Below are 20991 nucleotides of genomic sequence, written 5' to 3'. Positions count from 1 at the left end.
TAATGGCATCAGGACATTCGATTCCTTCTATTGAAGAACGGTTTGAATTTACATCGGGAGCTAAGAGAAGTTTGCTCATTGGTGGCGGTGTAGGACTGGCTCTTGTACTATTAGGAGCATACCTCGCAGCCAATGGCGGTGGTGGTCACGAAGTGGCTGCGCACGGAGCGGAACATGCTGCGGCGGCAGGTCATGCTGCGGCTGAGCACGGAGCGGCGGCTGCGGCACATGGCGCGGACGCTCACGGCGCTGCGGCGGAAGGCGGTCACCACGCGAAAAGCTGGGTGGCACGCATTTGGGCTAACCTTTGGGTAAATGGTGTATATTTTACCGGAATGTCCGTGATCGGGATGTTCTTCCTTTCATATAACTACCTGGCACAAGCTGGCTGGTCGGCGGTATTCAAAAGAGTACCTGAGGCGTTGCCTGCATTTCTTCCCGTAACAGGTGTAGTGTTGATCGCTACTTTCCTTCTCGGCGGACATGACCTGTTCCACTGGACGCACGAGGGGCTTTATGAAGTAGGCGGTCCTGAATATGATAAAATCATCGCTGGTAAGCGTGGCTATCTGAATACGCCTTTCTTCCTGATTCGTCTCGTTGCTTATTTTGCAATCTGGTATTTACTGTGGAACAAGATCCGCAGCCTATCACTGCAGGAAGACGAAATCGGCGGAACTGAGTTCTACGAAAAATCAATCCGTATCGGAACTGCGTTCCTCGTGGTGTTCGGTGTTACATCTTCTACATCTGCCTGGGATTTTGTGATGTCGATCGACACACACTGGTTCAGCACCATGTTCGGTTGGTATACTTTGGCCAGCTGGCACGTAGCCGGTCTGGCGGTGATCACCCTGACAATCGTAATGCTTCGCGAAAGAGGTTATCTGAGAGCGGTTAACACCAGTCACCTGCGCGATCTTGGCAAGTTTGTATTTGCGTTCAGTATTTTCTGGACATATGTGTGGTTCGCACAATTCCTTTTGATCTACTATGCTAACCTTCCGGAAGAAACGATCTATTTCATCGAGCGTTTCCGCGGACACGGAGGATTCTTCAAGGCGCCTTTCTTCATCACGTTGTTCATGAACTTCTTCTTCCCCTTCCTGGTGTTGATGACCCGCGACGCGAAGGGTACGCATTCGATTTTGAAAGTGGCTTGCTGGAGTGTAATCGTCGGACACTGGTTCGATTTCTACACGAACATTATGCCGGGAACGGTTGGTGCTAGCGCTTCGCTTGGACCTTTGGAGTGGGGCTTTTTCCTGATCTTCCTTTGTGCCTTTGCATATTCAATCGCAAACCAGTTGACCAAGGCAAATCTGATCCCGAGAAATCACCCGATGTTGGAGGAGTCTCTGCATCACGATATCGCCTAATTGCAAAACCAGTAAATCATCATGTATATTATTATCGCATTAGTTGCTCTTGTATTTATTGTCCTCACCGGGGTTGTAATATCCAGGCTGCAGGGTGTTCTGAAGAGTATCAACAAAACCGATTCGGAAGAGGTTGAAACATCTGGTAATAAATTCAATGGTGCCATGTTTATTGTGATCCTGATTGGTGGAGCTATTTCTATCACATGGTCATACCTGCATGCACGTGAATTTTTCCTTCCTGAGGCGTCTTCTATTCATGGAAGAAGAACCGACGACCTGTTCTGGTTCTCGATGGGAATCCTTACCATTCCTTTCATCATTGTAAACTTCCTTGTATTCTTCTTTGCCTGGAAATACCAGCATAAAAAGGGACACAGAGCTACATTCTATCCCGAAAACCACAAGCTGGAATTGATCTGGACTATCATCCCTGCTATTGTGATGGCATTGCTGGTATTCACAGGCTGGAAAGCATGGTCGGATATCACTGCAGAAGCGCCACGGGATGCAGAAGTGATTGAGATTACTGGCAAGCAGTTTAACTGGATTGCCCGTTATGGCGGCGTTGATAATAACAAGCTCGGTGATTATAACTACAAACTGATTGACGCACAAAACGAAGTGGGTATCGACTTGTCAGACGAAAACTCTTTCGACGACTTTACGAACCCTTCTGAAATGCACATTCCCGTAGGCCGTCCGGTACTGTTGAAAATCCGCGCTCGTGACGTGTTGCACAGCGTATTCATTCCTCACATGCGAGTGAAAATGGATGCGGTTCCAGGTATGCCGACCAAATTCTGGTTTGTACCGGACAAAACGACAGCCGATATGCGTGCTGAAACCGGCAACCCGAAATTTGACTACGAGATTGCTTGTACGGAGGTATGTGGACAAGGTCACTTTTCAATGAAGATGAGATTGATCGTAGACGACGAGGCTACATACAAAAAATGGGTTTCAGAACAGGCTACTTTCCTGTCGACCTACCCAGAGTATCTTGCAAAAGTTCCTGAGAACCTGAAAGCAAAGGCGATGAAGTATGTGCCTGCCGAAGCAGCTGCTCCTGCTGCTGACAGCTCAGCAACATCAGCTGGCGGTGCCGGAGCAAGTACTAGTCTACGATAATTCTATTAATTAAAATACAATAAAAGTATATGTCAGCTATTGAAGGATTGGAAACAGCTCACCACCACGCAGACGAGCATGACCACCACCACGAAGCACAAAGCTTTTGGCAGAAATATATATTTTGTGAAGATCACAAGGTAATTGCCAAACAGTATCTGATCACGGGTATTTTGTGGGCTGTTATCGGGATTACCATGTCGGTGATCTTCCGTATCCAGCTCGGTTTACCCGATTCTAACCTGTCATGGTTGAAGCCTGTCCTTGGTGGCTGGATCAGCGACGCAGGTAAGCTGGACCCGAACTTCTATCTGGCTTTGGTTACAATGCACGGTACCATCATGGTGTTCTTTGTATTGACGGCCGGTCTGAGCGGTACTTTCAGTAACTTCCTTATCCCGCTTCAAATCGGAGCGCGTGACATGGCGTCGGGTTTCATGAACATGCTGTCTTACTGGTTCTTCTTCCTGGCCAGCATTATCATGTTCGCTTCGTTGTTCCTGCAACAAGGACCTGCGGCAGGTGGCTGGGTAATTTACCCTCCATTGAGCGCATTGCCACAGGCGCACCCAGGCTCGGGCATGGGTATGACGTTGTGGTTGGCTAGTATGGCGCTCTTTATTGTTTCCCAGTTGTTGGGTGGTATCAACTACATTACTACTGTCATTAACCTGCGTACAAGAGGTATGTCTTTCGATCGCCTGCCTCTGACGATCTGGTCATTCCTGATCACTGCGGTGCTGGGTCTGATTTCCTTCCCTGTATTGCTTTCATCCGTATTGCTGCTGATCTTCGACCGTCATTTCGGTACCAGCTTCTATCTTTCCGACATTTACATCAATGGTGAAGCGCTGCCAAACGTGGGTGGTAGCCCGATCTTGTTCCAGCACTTGTTCTGGTTCCTTGGTCACCCCGAAGTATATATCGTATTGCTTCCGGCTTTGGGTATTACATCCGAAGTGATCGCGACGAACTCACGCAAGCCGATCTTCGGTTACCGTGCGATGATCGCATCCATGCTCGGTATCGCATTCCTTGCATTTATCGTATGGGCGCACCACATGTTCGTAACAGGTATGAATCCATTCCTCGGATCGGTCTTCATGTTCCTGACATTGATTATCGCGGTACCTTCTGCTGTGAAAGGTTTTAACTACATTACAACACTCTGGAAAGGTAACATCGTTTTTACTCCGGGTATGTTGTTCTCAATCGGTCTGGTTTCCTTGTTCGTATCAGGTGGTTTGACTGGTATCATTCTGGGTAACAGCGCATTGGATATTCAGTTGCACGATACTTACTTCGTAGTAGCGCACTTCCACCTGGTAATGGGTGCTGCATCGGCATTCGGTCTTTTCGCAGGGGTTTACCACTGGTTCCCTAAAATGTTCGGCCGTATGATGAACACCTCGTTGGGCCAGGTTCACTTCTGGTTGACGTTCATCGGAATTTACCTGGTGTTTATTCCAATGCACTACGTAGGTATCGCGGGCTTCCCTCGTCGTTATTACCAGTTCACCAGCTACGACTTTACGCATAAGTTCATGGATATGAACATGTTTATCTCTATTGCGGCGATATTCACGTTCCTTGCGCAGTTTGTGTTCCTCTGGAACTTTTTTTACAGCATTTTCAAAGGAAGAAGAGCTCCGCAAAACCCATGGCGTTCAAACACGCTCGAATGGACCGCTCCTATTATTCCGGGTCACGGAAACTGGGAAGGCGAAATTCCTGCGGTATATCGTTGGTCATATGATTACAGCAAACCGGGTGCGAAAGAGGACTTCATTCCTCAGAACATCCCGTATTCTCAAACACCTGAATCGAACTTCCCTCATGAGAATGAGCTGATCGCGACCGAAAAGGTGATTGAGTCACAAAACTTCAATGACCAGTTCAAAACACATCATTGATCTTAAAGCGAATCGCCGGTTCCGGCGATTCGCTTTAAATACACTCATTTCGCTGTATCTGGTAGTAATAGCAGGCGGCGTCGTGAGAAGCACAGGCTCAGGAATGGGCTGTCCCGACTGGCCTAAATGCTTCGGCAGATGGGTCCCTCCTACCGAAGCATCACAACTTCCTCCCAATTACAAGGAGATTTACGGTGCGAAGCTGAAAGGAGAAGTCGAGTTTAATGCGACGAAAACCTGGACAGAGTACGTAAACAGGCTTGTAGGAGCGCTCACAGGTGTCATCATTTTTCTGATGCTGCTGGCCTCCATTCCTTTTCTTAAATCGGGAAACAAGCAAATATTCTTTTGGAGCCTCGCAGCTTTCCTGTTGACGGGCTTTCAAGGCTGGCTCGGTGCGAAAGTAGTTTCTTTCGAGTTGCACCCGCTGATCGTCACGGTACACATGCTACTTGCCATAGTGATCATTTTCATCGTGCTGTACGTGTTTACGTGGGCCGGCTATGTCGAAAGGGTGCTTACGTTGCGTGAAGGCAGCGAGAAAGTGCTCAGCGGAATTGGTATCGCAGTAATGGCACTTTCGTTGTTCCAGATTCTGCTCGGGACGCAAGTTCGTGAAGCGATGGATGTGGTGATCATGCGACTCGGTTACGGAGCGCGGTCACAATGGATCGATGAATTAGGCGCTAATTTTTACATACACCGGTCATTTTCAATTCTGGTCTTTGTTGTGAATGCAATCTGGATCAACAAAGTTTTGAAAACCGGAAACCAGGGGACGGTAGCGGGTAAAATCGCCAAAGCCTGCTTCTGGATATTGATAGCGGAGATCGCAACGGGTGTAATCATGGCATATTTCGGGGTTCCCGCATTTGCACAGCCTGTTCACCTTACGTTCGCCATCCTTTTAATCGGCTTGCAGTTTATCGTATGGCTGGTTGTGAATGGTAAGAAGTATTTGAAATATGAAGGCGTGGCCGCGACGGCTGGTAGCCAGTTTTAGAATTTTCAATTTCTGTAATAATGATTTCAGTAGAGGAAAGTGCAAGCGGGGTTGGGAAGATCAGAGAGAGATTAGGGGTTTTATTTGAATTACTCAAATTCCGGTTAGCGTCGTTGATTGCGTTCTCCGGGGCTATGGGATATTGCCTGGGTTCGCGGGATGTTAAAACCGGTGACCTCATACTTTTTGTGTTAGCGTCGATCGGTATTACCGGTGCTGCGAATATTATCAACCAGATTTTGGAAAAGGATCTGGATAAAATGATGAAAAGAACGGCTTCACGGCCGTTGCCAAGTGGAAGAATTACCGTGGAGCAAGCTGCTATCTGGGCGGTGATCCTCGGTGTAGCTTCGCTGGTGATATTTGTGATGGTATTTAACCTGACAACGGGGCTTATTTCCCTGCTGTCGCTGGTGCTTTACGGCTTCGTTTACACGCCGTTGAAGCGCGTCGGTCCGATTGCGGTGTTCGTGGGGGCATTCCCGGGGGCATTTCCTCCGATGATCGGTTGGGTTGCGGCAACCAACCATTTTGGTTTGGAACCCGGTATCCTGTTTGCGATCCAGTTCTTCTGGCAATTCCCGCATTTCTGGGCCATTGCATGGGTGCTGGACGAAGATTACAAAAGAGCAGGTTTCAAATTGTTGCCCGCCAATGGTTTGAAAGACTCTGATACGACTTTGCAAATTATGATCTATACGCTGTTCCTGCTTCCTATCGGCTGGTTACCGTACGAACTGGGAATGACGGGTATTAATTCCGCATTCATTGCGACGGTTTTCGGGGTATTGTTCCTCGCGCAGACGTTCCACCTCATGCGCACGTGTACGGACAAGACGGCGAAGCAACTGATGTTCGGATCGTTCATTTACCTGCCTATCGTACAGATTGCTTTTTTGTTGGATAAATTGTGATATCGAATTGAGAGAAAATGGAAAACGTTCAGCAATATAAATTGGAAAGAGAGCCGCAGGAAACGTTGGCGATGGACCCGAAGAAGTTTATTCTATGGCTGTTCCTCGTAACGATCATCATGCTTTTCGCCTCTCAGAGCAGCGCCTACCTCGTGCGTCGCGCAGAAGGTAACTGGCTCGAATTTGAAATGCCGAAGATATTCTGGTATAGCACGGTGGTGCTCATAATGAGCAGTGTAGCGATGCAATGGGCCTATTTTTCGGCAAAAAAAGATCAGTTCCAACAATTGAAAATAGCAATTTCTATTACTTTTGTACTCGGCCTGATCTTCCTTTATATGCAATTTCAGGGCTGGAAAGAGCTGGTGGCGATGAATGTCTATTTTGTAGGAAACCCGTCCGGCTCGTTCTTTTACGTGTTCACCGGGCTTCACGGCTTCCACATCATTACCGGCTTGATTGTTTTGGTATTCGCATTGATTTCAGCATTTAAGTTGAACATGCATTCCAAAAATCTGAGAAGAATTCAGATCAGTGCTACTTACTGGCACTTTTTGGATATACTCTGGTTATACCTTTTTGTTTTTTTATTGACCTTTAATTAATAATTTTTTATCAATGGCGGCACATGTAACAACACCCGGCGCGGTAGAACCCAAAATGTGGTTGGGGGGTATTGAGCCTATGAAAGCAAGTTACGGTAAACTGATGATGTGGTTCTTCCTCATCTCGGATACCTTTACTTTCTCTGCCTTGCTGGTGGCATATGGTACAGCCCGGTTTAGTTTCCCTGCATTCACCGGAAAACACGAAGATTTCACCTTCTCCAACATGTACTGGCCGGTACCTGAAAGGGTTTACGAAGCGGTACCATTCCTGCACGGTGTTTCGCTGCCGCTGGTATTCGTTGGAATCATGACATTCATCCTCATCGCGAGCTCCGTTACAATGGTACTTGCAGTAGAGGCCGGTCACCGCATGGACCGTGCGAATGTTGAGAAATATATGCTTTGGACAATTCTCGGCGGTTTTACCTTCCTTGGTTGCCAGGCTTGGGAATGGAGCCACTTCATCCACGGAACCGATGCAGGTACCGTGATGAAAGTGATCGAAAACGGTACCTGGGTTGAGAAAACCATTTTCGGTGCTAACCTGACGGAGAACCAATACGGCCCTCCTGCATTTGCCGACTTTTTCTTCTTCATCACCGGTTTCCACGGAACGCACGTATTCTCGGGTGTGATCCTGAATATCCTGATCTTCTTCCGTGCCGCGACAGGTTTCTACGATAAGAGAGGTAGCTACGAAATGGTTGAGAAAGTAGGTCTTTACTGGCACTTTGTGGATCTGGTTTGGGTGTTTGTATTTACATTCTTCTACCTAGTTTAATTTATAGGACAATATTTAAAATTGAAGTAAAATGGCGGAAGTACATCATCACCACGTACATAACCAGGATCCCGAAGCAGGAGCAGAGCAGCGTAAAGCAATCTGGAAAACGTTTTGGATTCTCTTGATCATCACCTCTCTCGAGTTCTTGATCGCATTTACAGTTCCCCATGGCGTGCTCAAAGTTTCGATCTTTATCGTCATGACGATCGTGAAAGCATTCTATATCGTGGGGGAATTCATGCACTTGAAACATGAAACAAAAACGCTGATCTGGTCGATACTCGTGCCGGTTATATTCGTCGCCTGGTTGATCCTGGCACTCCTGCTTGAAGGAAATGCGATTTTCGAAGCGATTTTTGGATAGTAAAATAGAATGAAGAAATTCCCCAAAGCCGGATTACTGATCGTCACGTTAGTAATACCGGCTTTGATTTTTGCTTTACTGAAACTGTTCGGGACGAACCATTACGGCCTGCCATACTTCGTGGCGGAAAAGGATGGTAGCGGCTCGATCGTCGTGCAAAATGGCGATACGGTGTTTCATCAGGTTTCGGCGGATTGCGGCGTGTTCGGTGGTGTAAACCTGGACGGAAGATTGACCATCGTAAGCCGAATGCCCTCGGAATGCGGAGAGCCTTGTGATAGGGCGGTCGATGAAATAGCCCGCATTGTCGCATTGAAAGCTGCGATCCCGGAATTGCAAGTGTTGGTGATTGCGACCGATACTGTGAGACGCGGAGGGTGGCAATCGGTAAAGGCGGATAGTGTGACGATTGCAAACTGTTTTTTAAAAGAACTGACAGATGCAGCCAAGGGAAGCGACGCCCTGAATGGACGGGCAGGTCAGCTTGTGCTGATTGACCGTAACAAGCACGTGAGAGGCTTTTATAAAGCCGGAGATGGAGAGGAGACCGACCGGCTGATGGCCGAGATCAAGATCCTCGATTATGAAAAAAAGAATGAGAAATAAGTGAGTATGGCTACATTAACAATCGAAAGAAAACCGAAGTACGAGCGTATCATTAATATTCTGGCAGTCGTCATTCCGGTGGTGGTTGCATTGCTGCTGGGAATCCGGCAGAAGATTGACCTCGGCGCGTGGACGAAGGTGCTCCCGCACGTGATTGGCGTAATTAACACCCTGACGGCTATGTTGCTCATCATGGGTTATTACTTTATCAAGCAAAAGAATGTAATGGCACACCGGCAGACGATGACGGCAGCATTCGCGCTTGGTTCGGTGTTTCTGGTATGTTATGTGCTTTATCACATTTCCAATGAGGCGACTCCGTTCGGCGGGACGGGATTTATCCGACCTGTTTATTACTTTTTGCTGATCTCGCATATTGTGTTGTCGATCGGAGTCGTTTGGTTTGTATTACGAGCGGTGTATTTCGGATATACCAATCAAATCGCCGAACACCGGAAGGCGGTGAAATGGGCCATGCCGATCTGGCTTTATGTGAGTGTTACCGGTGTAATCGTTTACTTGATGATTAGTCCTTATTACGTATGAAAAAGTTTTTGGCAATATCCGGATTGGTGATCATGTTCGTTCTGAACAGCGCGGGCACCTTTGCGCAATGCGCGATGTGCCGCGGATCCGTAGAAAGCTCGATGGGTAACGGGCGCAACAATGTAGGTGTCGGATTGAACACGGGTATTATGTTCCTCTTTGTGATCCCCTACATCCTCGTCGCGGTGATCGGTTACCTTTGGTACCGCAATTCCAAGCGGGCACAAGCCGAGCGCCAGTTCGTAGCGGCACGCGTGCGTTCTGCATACGAGAACTGATTTGCAAAGAAGATATTCAAAGGCAGGGCCGCGCGGTTCTGCCTTTTTTTGTGCGTTGTGTTTTACAAAATATTCCTTTGTAGTGGCGTAGATAATGCATTGCGCGTCTTTAAAGAAAAACATCGTCCTGTTATGCTCCGGATTCTACTCGCGGCCCTTCTGATATTCGCCCAGTTTGCCCAGAGCAATGCCCAAAAATTGTCGACCTCCAAACCCTGGACGTACTGGTGGTGGATGGGTAGTGCAGTTACCAAGGCGGATATAACGGCTCAGCTGGAATATTTCAGCAAATCGGGGCTTGGCGGCGTGCACATTATTCCGATTTATGGGGTGAAGGGATATGAAAAAGCCGCACTTCCATTTCTGGGAAATCAATGGCTGGAAGTAATGCAGCATACCGTGAGCGAAGGCAAGCGCCTTGGATTAGGGGTGGACATGACCACAGGTACCGGCTGGCCGTTTGGCGGTCCGAATGTGACTGCCGTAACTGCTGCACAAAACATGACTGTCGTGGATGGGAAACCTGTGGTAAAACCAACAGGGCAGAAGGTGAAGCGGGCTGCTCCCGGTGGGGAAGGATTGGTTTTGGATCCATTCAATGCCGATGGAATGTCGCAATATCTCTCCCGGTTTGATTCAGCATTCAGTAAGGCTTCCGCGAAGCCAAGGGCTATGTATAATGACTCCTATGAAGCGTATAGCGCCAACTGGACGAAGGATTTTGCAAAAGAATTTCAATCCCGCCGGAAATATGACCTGCTAGGAAAGCTGCCATTATTGAACGACTCGACCGGAAATGCAGAGGCTACATTAGTCAAAATAGATTATCACCAGACATTGGCCGAGTTACTGCTGGAACGGTATGCAAAGCCCTGGACGGATTGGAGTCGCGCACACGGATTCGTGACGCGCTACCAGGCGCACGGATCGCCCGGTAACCTGCTTGACCTTTACGAGGTTGCGGATATCCCGGAAACGGAATCATTTGGCACAAGTCGTTTTAATATTCCCGGCCTGCGCGTGGATCCGGATTATTCGATTGATCAGTTCGGAACGCCGAATCCGCTGGCGATGAAATTCGCTTCTTCTGCCGCAAATTTGTCTGGAAAGAAATTGGTAAGTTCTGAGACCGGTACCTGGCTCGCGAACCACTTCAAGGTTTCATTGTCTCAAATCAAGCCGCAAATCGATGAGCTTTTTACGGCGGGTATTAACCACGTTTTTTATCATGGCACTACCTATTCGCCAGAAAGGGAAGGCTTTCCCGGCTGGCTGTTTTATGCCTCTACCAATTTTGGCAAAACATCCCATTTCGCCGAACATCTCCCGCTGCTGAACCGGTATGTAGACCTATGTCAACGTCTCTTGCAGAACAGTAAGCCGGATAACGATGTGCTGGTCTACTTTCCGATTCACGATTTATGGGCTACCAAAGCTAAATCGGGAGGTGGCGTGCATCTGCTCGAAGTACATCACGTGGATCGCTGGTTACTGGATCTGCCCTTTGGAAAGCTGTCGGAAAGGCTTTGGAAGGAAGGTTATGCATTCGATTTTGTGTCGGATTTGCAATTGAAGAAATTTACGGTGGAGGCGAACGGTGTTTTGAATTCGGGGAATGCGACTTACAAGACTTTGCTCATTCCGTCGACAACCTATTTGCCCGAAGAGACTTTGAAAGAGTTGCAACGCCTGGCTAGTGCCGGTGCTAAAATCGTTTTTGATCAAAAGTTGCCTGCTACGGTGACGGGTAATACAAACCATGGCGGGCGCCAACAGGCATTTAGCGAGGCTTTAACACGACTTTCGAAACTCAAAAACGTGAAAGTTTCTATGGACCTTCATGCGGACCTTGCCGCGAATGGAGTTGTGCAGGAGCAGCTGGCCGGGAAGGGACTGACTTTTATCCGCAAGAAACAAGGCGAAGGGATACCACTTTATTTCGTGGCGAACCTCGGCAATACATTCTCCGAGGGCTGGGTAAAGGTCGGGAAAGGGGGACAATTCTTCCAATCAGATCCGCTCAGTGGTGTATCAACGCTTAAAACGCGCGGCTCCAAAGGAAGCGAGGAGATTTTCCTGCGCCTCTTGCCGGGAGAATCATGCTTTTTGACGACATCCGCAGACGGTCGCGACGCGCCGGTAGTGAGCAGCTCAGGCAAGCATTTCGACATTAAAGGTGAATGGGAGCTCGCTTTTTTAAATGGTAAACCCAAGTTGCCTGCTCCTGCGCAATTAACGGAACTGACTTCCTGGACGACGTTACCGGATTCTGCGGCCTACTTCTCAGGCAAAGCGCGCTATCGCATTACTTTCGACTTGCCGGGCCCGGCGGCAACTTATGCAAATGCGGCACTGGATTTGGGAGACGTGCGCGAGGTTGCAAGCGTGAAGCTGAACGGGAAGGATCTCGGCGTCGCATGGCACATACCATTCATACTCCCTGTGGGAAATGCATTGAAGTCGAAAGGTAACGTCCTTGAAATTGAAGTAACCAACCTTTCGGCCAACTACATGCGCCTCCGCGACCAGCAGCAGCCCGACTGGAAGAAATTCTATGATATTAATATAGTCGATATCACGTACAAAAAATTTGATGCTACCCGATGGCAGCCGATGCCCTCTGGCTTGCTTGGGCCGGTGAAGCTGCTTTACTAACGCATTACTCCCAAAGCGGATAATGTTCCAGCTGGATTTGCCGGCCAAAGAATATGTTGGTGGATTGCTCAAATGACAGTGTGTAATCCGACACATAGAACTGTCGTTTGCCTTCGCCTTTCTCGTTGATCAGATAGTGCTGTTCGAGCCAGGCTTTCAGCGATCGCGCGACGATTTCCGAGGTGTCGAGCGTCTCTACCGTATCGCCGTAGAATTTGCGGATCTGCGTTTTGATCAGCGGATAATGCGTGCAACCGAGTATCAACGCCTCAATGCCACTCAGAGACGGATCAGAGAGATAGTTGGCAATGACACTTTCACTGATATTGTTGTCGAAAAAACCTTCCTCGATCATAGGTGCGAGCAATGGCGTAGCGAGGGATTTCAGGTGGATGTTGCGATCCAACGCATCAACTTTCTTTTTATACACATTGGAAAGAACCGTCTGCTTGGTGCCGATCAGGCCGATGGTTTTACCTTCATAATGCTCCTTCACATAGTCCACTACCGGATCGATCACATTCAAAACCTTCGCTTTGCTTCCCACGTACTCACGCACGAGCTCGTACGCGGCCGCGGACGCGGAGTTACAGGCGATGAGAATCAGCTTGCAGTTTTGCTGTAAAAGCATATTGCAGATTTTGATCGAATAGGCCTGAATGGCAGCCGTCGATTTATCGCCGTAAGGCAAATGCGCCGTATCGCCGAAATAGATGGTGTTTTCCTGGGGAAGCAACCGGGTTACGGCACTGGCGACGGTCATACCGCCGATTCCACTGTCAAAAATTCCGATGGGCGCAGAGGAGTCGAGCATTGGAGAAAAGTCCTTTTGGTGGTCAAAGAGTGATATTCACATCAAAGCTAAAAAATATATCAAAAAACTTTTCCGGCACATGCAACCTCACGCGGAGGAATGCGCATCTTGCTGTCGAAACCACCAATTAGAATGGGTCGAATTTTAGCATTATTCAGCCAGGAAGCACAGCTCGTCAAAGCCCTCAGGAAGGAAGATCCGAAGGCCCAGCGACAGCTTTACGACAAGTACAGCCATCGAATGCTGGCTTTGTGCTTCCGCTATGTATGCGACGAAATGGCGGCCGAGGATGTGATGGTGGAGGGTTTTTTAAGGGTTTTTGAGAAAATAAACCAGTTTAACAGCGAAGGGAGTTTTGAAGGGTGGATCAGACGGATTATGGTGAACGAGTCCCTGGGTTATTTGCGGAAACAAAAACGGATACTGGAAGATAACCTGTCGGATGAGGCCAATAACATTCCCGATTACATCCACGCCGATCAGAACCTGGAAACCGAAGAGCTGATGGCGTTGATCGAAGCACTACCGGTAGGTTACCGGACGGTTTTTAACCTGTACGCTATTGAAGGCTACGCACACATTGAAATCGCCCAGATGCTGGGCATCACCGAAAGTACATCGAAATCACAGTTGCACCGCGCCCGGGGCTTGTTGCAAAGGATGGTGGCGGAATGGCAGAATGATTATAAAAAAAAAGTAGACTATGAAAAAGCATCCTGTTGATGATCTTTTCAAACGCAAACTCGAAGGATTGGAAAAAACACCTTCGGAAAATGCGTGGCTGAAAATTCAGGAAACGCGGCCGGCGAAGAACCGTCCCGTTGTGTGGGGTTGGTATGCTGCGGCCGGCGTGGCGGCGGCAATGATGGGAGGATACCTGGTTTGGCAGAATCAGCAGGGTGTTTCCCCGGGTGGCATTCAACCGCAGCAGACTGTTGCAGTGGCTAAGCCTGCGCCTGTTGATTCAGCGATTTACGCAGTAGAAAAATTAAATGTACCGGTTGAACAACTGACTGGGGCGGAGAAAAAAACTAATGCCGAAGTGGATAACACCGGGAAGGTTTTGAAACCCACTTACAATGCACCTGGTAATGGAAAGACACAGATAGCGCAAGTAGTCAAAGCTCATGACAATGAGACGCCAAATGTGAAGGTACCGCGCATTCAAACTTCCGATACTCATCCCGAGCCTGTTGAGAATGCACCGGTTGTCGCTATTGCGGAAAACCCTTCCGTTCCGGTGAATGCAATGCAAGCGGAACCTACAAAAAATCCTGTTGCGCAGGATATAAAGACTTTGCCCGATGAGCCAGCTGTTAACCGGGTAAACAAGCCGGAACCCGAACCGACAAGAACGATTGTCGTTGCGGTGGAGACCGGCACTAATGAAGGGGAAGAGAAACCACGTAATACCCGGTTTGCAAGGGTTTTCCGTCAGCTCAAAAATGCGAGGGCAGGTGAGAAAGTCGACTGGGAGGAAGTGGGTTTTAATCCGAAAAGCCTTGTAGCACGCGTGGACGATCGCCTGCGTGGCAAGGATGACAAAAGTTCAGACAAAGACCACCCTAAAGAAAAGACTAAACTGTAATCTATTGTGCCATGAAAAGTAAAATATATGCAATGGCGGTGCTGTTTGTATTGGCAGCCATTGGCACGCGCGCCGGTTCTTTGAAATTGAATGATGAGTTTTCCGAGAAGGATTCGATAATCGTGACTTTTGGCGATAAAACACGGCTGATCATTTACGGCGAAAACCGGACGGAGCTCGAGAAGATCATGAAGTACGACCTTAATGCGCTTTTGAAGGATCTCAAAGTCAGGTTGGACAGTACGCAGGCCGACACGACGTTTTTGCGGGAGGAGTTCAACGGGAATAAGTATTTGAAAAACCCGGAGCAGGAGGCGGACAAGGATTATGTAAGGATTGGCCTCCGGGGTATTCATATCAAGGACGGCGATACGAAGGTCTCTATCGACGGCTCGGGAGTGGATGTGAAGGAGGGCGATGAAGCGGTCGGTTCGGATTCGACTTACCGGCGTATCGGCAAGCGGTTTCACTGGAGTTCCTGGGGCGGATCGAGCCCGCGGAAGGGTTTTAATATTGCCTTGGGGCTCAATGCTTACGGTACGAATGAGACGACCCTCGGTTTCAACAAGGACGATTATGACCTGAAACCGTTCGGATCGCGCTACGTGAGCCTGGGGTACGTCGCAAGTGCGAATCTGGTCCGGGGTAAGGATGCGGGGTTAACGCTGGATTTCGGGATCGACTTTTCGTGGTACAACATGATGTACGACGGCAACAATACGATCATCAAAACGGACGACGGTGTTGAATTTCCGCTTGTGAAGAACGACGCAGGCGAGGAGGTGGATCTCGGAAAATCAAAACTCGTGGTCCCCTATGTGAACCTGTCGATTATGCCTACATTGAGCTTTTCGAGGTCGTTCATTTCCTACATCAGCGCGGGTGTCTACGGCGGGTACCGCCTGGGCAGCTATACCAAGGTCCGGCAAGTTGGATCGAAGGATGTGGATCGCGACAGACGTAATTTTTACATCGAAGATTTGCGCTATGGCTTAGCCGCCGAAATCGGTATCCGTAACTTTCCTGACTTATTTGTGAACTATGATTTGAATAATCTGTATCAGGCCAACAGAGGGCCGTCGGTCCGTATGTTGAGTTTCGGAGTAAGATTGTTCTAAGTTGTAAAAGTGCCCCTACGGCCTGGAATCGACGTTTTTGATCCCAGGCCGTATTTTTTTTTAATTTTTTTTCAAAAGAATTTGAGAATCTAAAAAATGGGTATAATTTTGCGACTCCAAATTGTGAAACAAACGGTTTTCACGCTTGTGTTGAAATGTTGTCTGGGGGTGTACCAGAGTGGCCAAATGGGGCAGACTGTAAATCTGCTGACTTATGTCTTCGGTGGTTCGAATCCATCCGCCCCCACAGTTTGAGTCTGAAAAAAGCTTCAAATCATACCAGTTTTGAGGTGAAAGACGAAAACAAATGCGGAAGTAGCTCAGCTGGTAGAGCGATAGCCTTCCAAGCTATAGGTCGCGAGTTCGAACCTCGTCTTCCGCTCCATTAGAAGCATCATCGAAGCGATTAGCGAAAACATTCAATAGATAACTTTCGCTAATCGCTTTTTGGTTCTAACAAGAATGCTTTTAGTAACAATGCTTTTGTAGCTCAGGGCGGTCCGCCGATGCGGTAGAGCACTTCCTTGGGAAGATGAAAGAGAAAGAAGTAACAATGCTTTTGTAGCTCAGGGGTAGAGCACTTCCTTGGTAAGGAAGAGGTCAGGGGTTCAAATCCCCTCAAAAGCTCAGGAATTTTTTGAGCACTTCCTTGGTAAGGAAGAGGTCAGGGCGGGGCGGCCCGTGCCGTTCAAATCCCCTCAAAAGCTCAGAAAGCAGGAGGTGTCCCTGCATTGGTTTTGATCCTGGTTTGGTAACGTTTGCGGTGTTTGATTGCAGTAAAGCCAGCAGGATCAATTAGTAGTGTATAATAAATTCGTAATAACTTTTAATTTTAAGCGTACTTAAGTCATGGCAAAAGAGACGTTTGACCGCTCGAAACCCCACGTAAATATTGGTACTATCGGGCACGTTGACCACGGTAAAACTACCCTTACAGCGGCGATTACAACTGTGTTGGCTGATAAAGGTTTTGCACAGAAACGCGACTTCTCATCAATCGACAATGCTCCTGAAGAGAAAGAGCGCGGTATCACAATCAACACTTCTCACGTAGAATACCAGACAGCCAACCGTCACTATGCGCACGTTGACTGCCCAGGTCACGCTGACTACGTGAAGAACATGGTAACTGGTGCTGCTCAGATGGACGGCGCAATCATCGTGGTTGCTGCTACTGACGGTCCAATGCCACAAACTCGTGAGCACATCCTTCTTGCTCGTCAGGTAGGTGTACCTCAGCTTGTTGTGTTCATGAACAAAGTGGACATGGTGGATGATCCGGAACTTCTTGAACTCGTTGAGATGGAAATCCGCGAACTTCTGAGCTTCTACGAATTCGATGGCGACAACATTCCTGTAATCCAGGGATCTGCTTTGGGTGGTCTTAACGGCGAACCTAAGTGGGTTAAAACTATCGAAGATCTGATGGAGGCTGTTGATACCTGGATTCCAATTCCTCCACGTATGACTGATCTTCCATTCTTGATGCCTGTTGAAGACGTATTCTCGATCACTGGTCGTGGTACTGTTGCAACTGGTCGTATCGAGCGTGGTGTAATCAACTCTGGTGATCCTGTTGATATCCTCGGTATGGGTGCAGAAGGTCTCAAATCAACTGTAACAGGTGTTGAGATGTTCCGTAAGATCCTTGACCGCGGTGAAGCTGGTGACAACGTAGGTTTGTTGCTTCGCGGTATCGACAAAGAAGAGATCCGTCGCGGTATGGTAATCTGTAAGCCAGGTTCAGTTAAGCCTCACCAGCACTTCAAAGGTGAAGTTTACGTACTGTCGAAAGAAGAAGGTGGACGTCACACTCCATTCTTCAACAAATACCGTCCTCAGTTCTACTTCCGTACCACTGACGTGACAGGTGAAATTACACTTCCTGCTGGTGTTGAAATGGTTATGCCAGGTGACAACATCACTATCGAAGTGAAACTGATCAACAAAATCGCTATGGAAAAAGGTCTTCGTTTCGCGATCCGCGAAGGTGGACGTACCGTAGGTGCTGGTCAGGTAACTGAAATTCTTGACTAATCAAGATAGCAATATTAAAACAAGTGCATTTCTTTTGGAATGCACTTGTTTTTTATAAAAAAGTCGTATCTTTGCAGCCCCGAATGGGCAATTGCACGATAAACGGGTGTAGTTCAAGGGTAGAATAGCGGTCTCCAAAACCGTTGATGGGAGTTCGAATCTCTCCACCCGTGCATAAATCGAAAAGGTGAAATGGAAAAATTTACTTCTTTTTTGAAAGCGTCCTGGGAAGAAATGACCCAACATGTGACATGGCCGCCTTTCAACGAACTGCAAGCCAACACTACACTGGTGCTTGTAGGTTCGCTCATTTTTGCCTTCGTGGTAGGTGTAATGGATCTCGTATTCGAGAATGCACTGAAACTGTTTTACCAGTCTTTCTAAGGCTATTTTAGTAAAGATAACCCCCTGAAAGGTATGAGTAGTCTAAATTGGTTTGTATTGCGGGCAGTATCGGGACAAGAGAAAAAGATCAAGTCCTACATTGAAAATGAAATAACACGCCAGAAACTGAATGAATTCGTTCCGCAAATCCTGATCCCTTCGGAGAAGATTTACGAAATGCGTAACGGTAAAAAGCGTGTACGGGAAAAGAACTTCTTTCCCGGATATATTATCATTTCAGCCGATCTGTCCAAAGGGGAGGTTCTGCACATTATTACAAGTATTCCCGGCGTAATTGGTTTCCTGGGCAATGCCGAAGGAAATTCCAAAGTGCCCGTTCCGCTGCGTCAGTCAGAAATTAACCGTATTCTCGGTAAGGTCGACGAAGCAGAACAACACGAAGAAGCGCCAAGCATGTCTTTCATCAAAGGCGAGACTGTGAAAGTCGTAGATGGTCCGTTCAGCGGGTTCATTGGTCTGGTGGAAGAAGTATTCGATGAGAAGAAAAAACTCAATGTAGTTGTAAAAATATTCGGGCGTAATACACCCGTGGAACTCAGTTACGCACAAGTAGAAAAGGATAGTTGAGCGAATAGCGGGCAGGTAGGCTTCCAACTGCATGTGAGCCGCTAATCAATCGATGAACCGACAAATTCCAAAACAATGGCAAAAGAAATAGGTGGATACGTCAAACTGCAGGTGAAAGGTGGCCAAGCCAACCCATCACCTCCAATTGGTCCTGCACTAGGATCGAAGGGTTTGAATATCATGGAGTTTTGCAAGCAGTTCAATGGCCGTACCCAGGATAAAATGGGTGTGGTATTGCCGGTAGTTATTACATACTACAAAGACAAGTCTTTCGACTTCGTCATCAAAACCCCCCCGGCCGCTATTCTTCTTCTGGAAGCCTCAAAAGTAAAGACAGGTTCGGCTCAGCCAAACCGTGTAAAGGTAGGATCAGTTTCATGGGATCAAGTTAAGACGATCGCTGAAACTAAAATGCCCGACCTGAACTGCTTCACCGTAGAGTCTGCTATGAAAATGATCGCGGGAACGGCTCGTAGTATGGGTATCACCGTGGCTGGCAAAGCCCCATGGGAAGAAAACAACTGAGCGTAGATTTATAGATACGCCAAAGAAACAAAGAACATGGGAAAATTGACCAAAAAGCAAAAAGAAGCTCTTTCAAAATACGACGCAACCCAGGCTTATACCCTGGAAGCAGCTGCGGATGTTCTGAAAACGATTTCCTATACCAAATTTGATGCTTCCGTAGATATCGACGTTCGTTTGGGCGTGGATCCTCGTAAAGCTGACCAAATGGTGCGTGGCGTGGTGACATTGCCACATGGAACCGGTAAAGAAGTTCGTGTATTGGTGCTGTGTACTCCCGACAAGGAGGCAGAAGCGAAAGAGGCAGGAGCGGATTATGTTGGTCTTGACGAATACATTACAAAAATCGAGCAAGGCTGGACAGACATCGACGTGATTATTACAATGCCGAGTGTAATGGCAAAAGTAGGTAGACTAGGTAAAGTATTGGGACCTCGCGGTCTGATGCCGAACCCTAAGTCAGGAACTGTAACTCCCGAAGTAGGCAAAGCTGTAAAGGAAGTGAAAGCTGGTAAAATCGACTTCAAAGTTGACAAAACCGGTATCATCCACACCAGCATTGGTAAAGTTTCTTTCGGAACTGACCAGCTTGCACAAAACGCAACGGAAGTTATCAATACCTTGGTTCGCCTTAAGCCTTCATCGGCCAAAGGAACTTACGTAAAAAGCATTCACTTGTCAAGCACGATGAGCCCGGGTGTTATTATTGACAAAAACACGATTCCAGGATTGTAATATGACACGGGAAGAAAAAGCAGTAATTATTGACGAGTTAAGTCAAAAATTCGCCAGCACGCCATACTTCTACATTACCAATGCAAGCGGCATGACCGTGAGCGAGGTAAATACCCTGAGAGGCCTTTGCTTCGAACGTGGTGTTGAATATCGTGTTGTGAAGAATACATTGATTAAAAAAGCGCTTGAAACACTAGATACGGACTATTCTTCTTTCGACGAAGTGTTGAAAGGATTTTCTGGAGTAATGTTTCACCCGGAGTCAGGTAAAGTACCTGCGCAATTGATCAAGGATTTCAAAAAGAAATCAGGTAGCGACAAGCTTAAATTCAAAGGAGCTTCTGTTGATTCATCTGTTTTTGTTGGAGAAAGCCAGCTGGACGTTCTGATTTCACTGAAATCGAAACAAGAGCTGATCGGCGAAGTGATCGGATTGTTGCAATCGCCTGCCAAAAATGTTATCGGCGCTCTTACAAGCGGCGGACAGAACCTGGCTGGTATCTTGAAAACTTTATCTGAAAAAGAAGACTAATTAAGTAGCCAGGCTTAGCTCTCCGGGTTTATAATTAAAGGAGCCTTTTTTAAATCATCTTATTGTATAATCAAAAAAATCAAAATAAAAATGGCAGATTTGAAAGCTTTCGCAGAACAGCTTGTTAACCTTACGGTTAAAGAAGTGAACGAATTGGCTGCAATTCTTAAAGACGAGTACGGTATTGAGCCAGCAGCTGCTGGTGCAGTAATGGTAGCAGGCCCTGGCGCTGGCGCTGGTGCTGATGCTCCTGCGGTAGAAGAGAAAACATCTTTCGATGTAATCTTGAAATCGGCTGGTGCTGGTAAACTTGCTGTTGTGAAATTGGTTAAAGACCTGACTGGTCTTGGCCTGAAAGAAGCGAAAGAACTCGTTGACGGCGCTCCAAAACCTGTAAAAGAAGGTGTTGCTAAAGACGAAGCTGACGCTCTGAAAAAGCAACTTGAAGAAGCTGGTGCAGAAGTTGAAGTGAAGTAATTTGCTCCACAG

23 protein-coding genes and 4 tRNA genes are annotated in these 20991 nt (G+C 47.6%); 26 read left to right on the top strand and 1 reads right to left on the bottom strand.

Translation table 11 applies throughout. The annotated features are described in order from the left end of the window. Positions 1-2: 2 nt before the first annotated feature. The 12 genes from AC2YIT_RS26365 to AC2YIT_RS26310 all read left to right on the top strand — a co-directional run bounded on the left by AC2YIT_RS26365 (position 3) and on the right by AC2YIT_RS26310 (position 12181). Positions 3-1379, top strand: coding sequence for a quinol:cytochrome C oxidoreductase (locus AC2YIT_RS26365; protein WP_430850006.1), 1377 nt, complete (start codon positions 3-5; stop codon positions 1377-1379). Positions 1380-1400: 21 nt separating this feature from the next. After that, the gene (locus tag AC2YIT_RS26360; RefSeq protein ID WP_487281187.1) at positions 1401-2510 is read left to right on the top strand and encodes a cytochrome c oxidase subunit II; all 1110 of its coding nucleotides are present in this window, start codon (positions 1401-1403) and stop codon (positions 2508-2510) included. A gap of 29 nt (positions 2511-2539) precedes the next feature. After that, positions 2540-4423, top strand: coding sequence for a cytochrome c oxidase subunit I (locus AC2YIT_RS26355; protein WP_430850002.1), 1884 nt, complete (start codon positions 2540-2542; stop codon positions 4421-4423). Next, a complete protein-coding gene (locus AC2YIT_RS26350) occupies positions 4398-5426 on the top strand; it encodes a COX15/CtaA family protein (RefSeq protein ID WP_487281186.1) in 1029 nt (342 codons plus the stop codon). Before AC2YIT_RS26355 ends, AC2YIT_RS26350 begins: the two co-directional genes overlap by 26 nt. 20 nt (positions 5427-5446) lie before the next feature. Then, positions 5447-6340, top strand: coding sequence for a heme o synthase (gene cyoE, locus AC2YIT_RS26345; RefSeq protein ID WP_430849998.1), 894 nt, complete (start codon positions 5447-5449; stop codon positions 6338-6340). A gap of 17 nt (positions 6341-6357) precedes the next feature. Continuing rightward, the gene (locus AC2YIT_RS26340) at positions 6358-6945 is read left to right on the top strand and encodes a cytochrome c oxidase subunit 3 (RefSeq protein ID WP_430849996.1); all 588 of its coding nucleotides are present in this window, start codon (positions 6358-6360) and stop codon (positions 6943-6945) included. Between the two features lie 13 nt (positions 6946-6958). Next, the gene (locus AC2YIT_RS26335; protein ID WP_106595602.1) at positions 6959-7729 is read left to right on the top strand and encodes a cytochrome c oxidase subunit 3; all 771 of its coding nucleotides are present in this window, start codon (positions 6959-6961) and stop codon (positions 7727-7729) included. A gap of 31 nt (positions 7730-7760) precedes the next feature. Continuing rightward, on the top strand, positions 7761-8096 hold the full coding sequence (locus AC2YIT_RS26330; protein ID WP_430849992.1) for a cytochrome C oxidase subunit IV family protein: 336 nt from the start codon (positions 7761-7763) through the stop codon (positions 8094-8096). A gap of 9 nt (positions 8097-8105) precedes the next feature. After that, the gene (locus tag AC2YIT_RS26325; protein ID WP_487281185.1) at positions 8106-8702 is read left to right on the top strand and encodes a hypothetical protein; all 597 of its coding nucleotides are present in this window, start codon (positions 8106-8108) and stop codon (positions 8700-8702) included. A gap of 6 nt (positions 8703-8708) precedes the next feature. Beyond that, a complete protein-coding gene (locus AC2YIT_RS26320) occupies positions 8709-9248 on the top strand; it encodes a DUF420 domain-containing protein (protein ID WP_430849988.1) in 540 nt (179 codons plus the stop codon). Next, positions 9245-9526 (top strand): hypothetical protein, encoded by a 282-nt coding sequence (locus AC2YIT_RS26315; RefSeq protein ID WP_430849986.1) that lies wholly within the window; start codon positions 9245-9247, stop codon positions 9524-9526. Before AC2YIT_RS26320 ends, AC2YIT_RS26315 begins: the two co-directional genes overlap by 4 nt. Positions 9527-9658: 132 nt before the next feature. Then, on the top strand, positions 9659-12181 hold the full coding sequence (locus AC2YIT_RS26310; protein ID WP_487281184.1) for a glycosyl hydrolase: 2523 nt from the start codon (positions 9659-9661) through the stop codon (positions 12179-12181). Positions 12182-12185: 4 nt separating this feature from the next. Here the strand turns inward: AC2YIT_RS26310 and murI are convergent, their stop codons facing one another. Next, positions 12186-12995, bottom strand: a complete 810-nt coding sequence (gene murI, locus AC2YIT_RS26305) for a glutamate racemase (protein ID WP_430849982.1) — start codon at positions 12993-12995, stop codon at positions 12186-12188. A 132-nt stretch (positions 12996-13127) separates the two neighbouring features. On the opposite strand from murI, the gene AC2YIT_RS26300 reads away from it, so the two are divergent. From AC2YIT_RS26300 to rplL, 14 genes are all read left to right on the top strand, one after another. Continuing rightward, positions 13128-13718 (top strand): RNA polymerase sigma factor, encoded by a 591-nt coding sequence (locus AC2YIT_RS26300; RefSeq protein ID WP_430849980.1) that lies wholly within the window; start codon positions 13128-13130, stop codon positions 13716-13718. Continuing rightward, positions 13699-14583 carry a hypothetical protein gene (locus AC2YIT_RS26295; RefSeq protein WP_487281183.1) on the top strand — a complete coding sequence of 295 codons (885 nt, stop codon included), beginning with the start codon at positions 13699-13701 and terminating at the stop codon, positions 14581-14583. Before AC2YIT_RS26300 ends, AC2YIT_RS26295 begins: the two co-directional genes overlap by 20 nt. Positions 14584-14594: 11 nt before the next feature. Continuing rightward, the gene (locus tag AC2YIT_RS26290) at positions 14595-15701 is read left to right on the top strand and encodes a porin family protein (protein WP_487281182.1); all 1107 of its coding nucleotides are present in this window, start codon (positions 14595-14597) and stop codon (positions 15699-15701) included. 164 nt (positions 15702-15865) lie between these two features. Then, positions 15866-15948, top strand: a tRNA-Tyr gene (locus AC2YIT_RS26285). A 62-nt stretch (positions 15949-16010) separates the two neighbouring features. After that, positions 16011-16086 (top strand) — tRNA-Gly (locus AC2YIT_RS26280). A 170-nt stretch (positions 16087-16256) separates the two neighbouring features. Next, positions 16257-16328: transfer RNA gene (locus tag AC2YIT_RS26275), tRNA-Thr, on the top strand. Positions 16329-16550: 222 nt separating this feature from the next. Beyond that, positions 16551-17738, top strand: a complete 1188-nt coding sequence (gene tuf, locus AC2YIT_RS26270; protein WP_291200727.1) for an elongation factor Tu — start codon at positions 16551-16553, stop codon at positions 17736-17738. Between the two features lie 102 nt (positions 17739-17840). Further along, positions 17841-17911: transfer RNA gene (locus AC2YIT_RS26265), tRNA-Trp, on the top strand. 19 nt (positions 17912-17930) lie between these two features. Next, on the top strand, positions 17931-18122 hold the full coding sequence (gene secE, locus AC2YIT_RS26260; RefSeq protein ID WP_015812909.1) for a preprotein translocase subunit SecE: 192 nt from the start codon (positions 17931-17933) through the stop codon (positions 18120-18122). Between the two features lie 33 nt (positions 18123-18155). Beyond that, positions 18156-18710, top strand: coding sequence for a transcription termination/antitermination protein NusG (gene nusG, locus AC2YIT_RS26255; RefSeq protein ID WP_015812908.1), 555 nt, complete (start codon positions 18156-18158; stop codon positions 18708-18710). Between the two features lie 75 nt (positions 18711-18785). Next, positions 18786-19235 (top strand): 50S ribosomal protein L11, encoded by a 450-nt coding sequence (gene rplK, locus AC2YIT_RS26250; RefSeq protein WP_015812907.1) that lies wholly within the window; start codon positions 18786-18788, stop codon positions 19233-19235. A gap of 36 nt (positions 19236-19271) precedes the next feature. Further along, on the top strand, positions 19272-19970 hold the full coding sequence (rplA, locus tag AC2YIT_RS26245) for a 50S ribosomal protein L1 (RefSeq protein WP_430849972.1): 699 nt from the start codon (positions 19272-19274) through the stop codon (positions 19968-19970). Position 19971: 1 nt separating this feature from the next. Further along, the gene (gene rplJ / locus AC2YIT_RS26240) at positions 19972-20502 is read left to right on the top strand and encodes a 50S ribosomal protein L10 (protein WP_430850251.1); all 531 of its coding nucleotides are present in this window, start codon (positions 19972-19974) and stop codon (positions 20500-20502) included. Positions 20503-20592: 90 nt separating this feature from the next. Next, positions 20593-20979, top strand: coding sequence for a 50S ribosomal protein L7/L12 (gene rplL, locus AC2YIT_RS26235; protein ID WP_223400673.1), 387 nt, complete (start codon positions 20593-20595; stop codon positions 20977-20979). Positions 20980-20991: the final 12 nt, after the last annotated feature.

The organism is Dyadobacter sp. SRI_021 (assembly GCF_057586235.1).
Note: the sequence above shows the minus strand (reverse complement) of the source record. Positions and strands in the feature narration are given on the sequence as shown.